Source organism: Falsiroseomonas oryzae, assembly GCF_027856955.1.
Classification (GTDB): domain Bacteria; phylum Pseudomonadota; class Alphaproteobacteria; order Acetobacterales; family Acetobacteraceae; genus Falsiroseomonas; species Falsiroseomonas oryzae.
This window is the reverse complement of record NZ_JAPSMD010000570.1, coordinates 1-2,821: the sequence shown is the minus strand read 5'-3', so window position 1 is coordinate 2,821 and position 2,821 is coordinate 1. Positions and strand designations below refer to the sequence as shown.

Annotated in this window: 3 protein-coding genes and 1 pseudogene; 2 read left to right on the top strand and 2 right to left on the bottom strand. The window is 75.2% G+C overall.

What is annotated here, in order from left to right:
- Window positions 1–423, bottom strand: a 423-nt coding sequence (locus OZN99_RS28980; protein ID WP_270938688.1) for a hypothetical protein, incomplete at its 3' end; no start/stop codon positions are given.
- Window positions 424–540: 117 nt separating this feature from the next.
- On the bottom strand, window positions 541–1,530 hold the full coding sequence (locus tag OZN99_RS28975) for an adenosine kinase (RefSeq protein ID WP_270938687.1): 990 nt from the start codon (window positions 1,528–1,530) through the stop codon (window positions 541–543).
- An 83-nt stretch (window positions 1,531–1,613) separates the two neighbouring features.
- On the opposite strand from OZN99_RS28975, the gene OZN99_RS28970 reads away from it, so the two are divergent.
- Window positions 1,614–2,264, top strand: a complete 651-nt coding sequence (locus tag OZN99_RS28970; protein ID WP_270938686.1) for an EI24 domain-containing protein — start codon at window positions 1,614–1,616, stop codon at window positions 2,262–2,264.
- A gap of 335 nt (window positions 2,265–2,599) precedes the next feature.
- Window positions 2,600–2,821: pseudogene (locus OZN99_RS28965) on the top strand (bactofilin family protein); the annotation flags it as partial.

Here is a 2,821-nt window from a genome sequence, read left to right as displayed (position 1 = left end):
CACCGCCGGAGCCTCGCCGCTCTCGAGCCGCCGGCGGGCGGAGGCGACCAGGGTCGCGGCGCCAGCCGCGTCGCGCCGGGCGATGGCGTCGCGTGCCGCCGCCAGCTCCCCGATGGCGCCGCCCACCGCGGGCCGGTCGGCTTCCGTCGCAAGTTCCGAGCGGGTGAGCAGCCTTGCCTCCGCCCGTTCCAGCATGTCCTGCGCCTCTGCCAACCGGCGGGCGGCCAGGGCGCTCTCGGCCAGGCGGATCAGTGTGCCGGGATCCTCGATGCTGTCGGCCAGGGTCGAGGGTGCGGGCACCTGGCGGGACGCTTCTCCCCGGCCTGGCGCGATGCGCGCGCCGGTGCCCTGCTGGGCGAAGGCGGCCGGCGCCAGCAGCAGGGCGGCCATGACCAGGCAGGCGGACAGGCGCGTCGTGGACATGGAAGGACTCCCGGACGGTCCCCTCTGGCAGGGACCAAGGGCATCCAACGCGCCGGCGGGCCCCAGGGGTCCCGGCCGGCCTTGTCACGCGCGCGGGATCACGACCCGACCAGGTCCTTACCCGACCAGCGCCTTCAGGTCGGTCTGCGGCCGGGCGCCGAAATGGCTGATCGCCTCGGCTGCTGCCACCGAGCCCCAGCGCCCGCATTCGGCCAGGGCCAGGCCCCTGGCATGGGCGGCCAGGAAGCCGGCGGCATAGGCATCGCCGGCCCCGGTGGTGTCCACCACCTCGGTCGGCACGGCCTTCACCTGCGCCGTCTCCGCCCCGGCGACGACCACGCTGCCCTTCTCGCTGCGCGTCACCGCGGCCAGCGCGACCTCCTGCCGGACGGCGGCGAGCGCGGCGGCGAAGTCGTCGGTCTCGTACAGGGACAGCAGCTCGGCCTCGTTGGCGAAGAGGATGTCGGTCTCCTCCTTCACGAAGGCGCGGAAGGCGGCGCGGTGGCGGCCGACGCAGAACGGGTCCGACAGCGTCAGCGACACCTGCCGCCCGGCGCCATGCGCGGCCTTCGCCGCCTTGCGGAAGGCGGCCTGGGCAGCCGGCGGATCGAACAGGTAGCCTTCGAGATAGGTGACCGCGGCGGAAGCGACCTCGGCCTCGTCCACGTCCTCCGGGCCGAAGGCGACACAGGCGCCGAGGAAGGTGTTCATCGTGCGCTGCCCGTCCGGCGTGACCAGGATCAGGCAGCGCGCCGTCGGCGCCCCGCCCGACAGCGGCGCGGTTGGGAAGCGCACCCCGGCGGCGCGGATGTCGTGGCCGAAGACGGTGCCGAGGGTGTCATCCGCCACCTTGCCCAGGAAGCCGACGCGCGCCCCGAGCGCCGCGGCCACCGCGCAGGTGTTCGCCGCCGATCCGCCGCTGCTCTCCACCCCCGGCCCCATCGCCGCATAGATCCGGTCGGCGACCGCGGCGTCGATCAGCGTCATCGTGCCCTTGGCCATGCCGTGCCCGGCCAGGAACCCGTCCTCCGCCCGGGCGAGCACGTCCACGATGGCATTGCCGATGCCGAGCAGGTCGAGCTCCGGGGCGGTCACGCTGGTGGTCATGGGCGGGTCGAGCCTTGGCTGTGGCGGAGTTGAAGGGGCGGCAGCTAGCCGGAACGGGCCGGGGGCGGCTAGTCCCCGGGGCGATGTTCCCCGCGATACGCCTCGCCATCGGCCAGATCGGCGACCCTGCCTTCCTCCGCCCGCTGCTGCTCGGAGCCGCCCTGGCGCTGGCCGGCGGCCTCGGCCTGTCGGCGCTGGCCAGCTGGGCCGTGGCCTGGCTGGCCGGCGGCGAGGGCTGGATCGCGACCGCCGCCGCGACCGCCGGCGGGCTGCTGGCGCTGGTCCTGGTCTGGTGGCTGTTCGTGCCGCTGCTGCTGGCGATCGCCAGCCTGTTCCTGGATGGCGTGGCCGCGGCCGTGGAGCGTCGCCACTACCCGGCGCTGCCGCCGCCGCAGGGTGCGCCGGTGGCGGCGCAGATCTGGTCGGGGCTGGTGCTGGCGGGGCGCATGGCGGCGATCACGCTGGTGGTCCTGCCGCTGTCCTTCCTGGTGCCTGTGGTCGGTGCGCTGCTGCTGTGGGCGGTGGCCGCGGTCTCGCTGGGGGAGGGCCTGTTCCTGGGCGTGGCGCAGCGGCGGATGCCCGTCGCAGCGGCTGAGGCGCTGAACCGGCAGCGCCGCCCGCAGGTCTGGGCGCTGGGCGCGGTGCTGGCGCTGGTGGGCGTGATCGCCCCGCTGAACCTGCTGGTACCGGTGCTGGGCACGGCGGCGATGGTGCATCTGCTCCAGCGTTCGTGAGCTTCCGTACCCGGCCGGAACGGGCCGTGTCGGAAATGGCTGTTCGTGGCTGTGGACAACTGCCGCGAAGCGGTGATCGGGCCGTTGTCTCCGCCGGCCGGCACATGTTAGCCGGTCCCCTGCGTGGCGGCTGAAGGGAAGCGCCGTCATGCACCGGCCCGGCGCCGCCGCGGCCGTCGATCGGAGGGGGACTCTCGCCCATGAACGTCTTCCGGCGCCGCCAGGACGACAGGACGCCTGCGTCCGGCACAGAGCCGCAGCCCGCCACCGTTCCGACGGCCCGCGACCCGGACCTGGGCGTGCCGCCCCGTTTCGATTCCAGGGACAATCCGACCATGAGCCTCGCGCCCAAGCCGACCGGCCCCACGCCGACCATGCCCGTCGGGCCGACGCCGCCCTCCGGCACTGCGATCCCGCCGCGGCCGCCGCAGGTGCCGGGTGCGATCGGCGTGCCGGCGGCCGCCGCCGGCCCTGCGCCGCGCCCCGGCAGCCCGGACCGCCGGACGCTGGTCGTCGGCCGCGGTATCAGCCTGCAGGGCACGGTGAGCGGGGCGGAG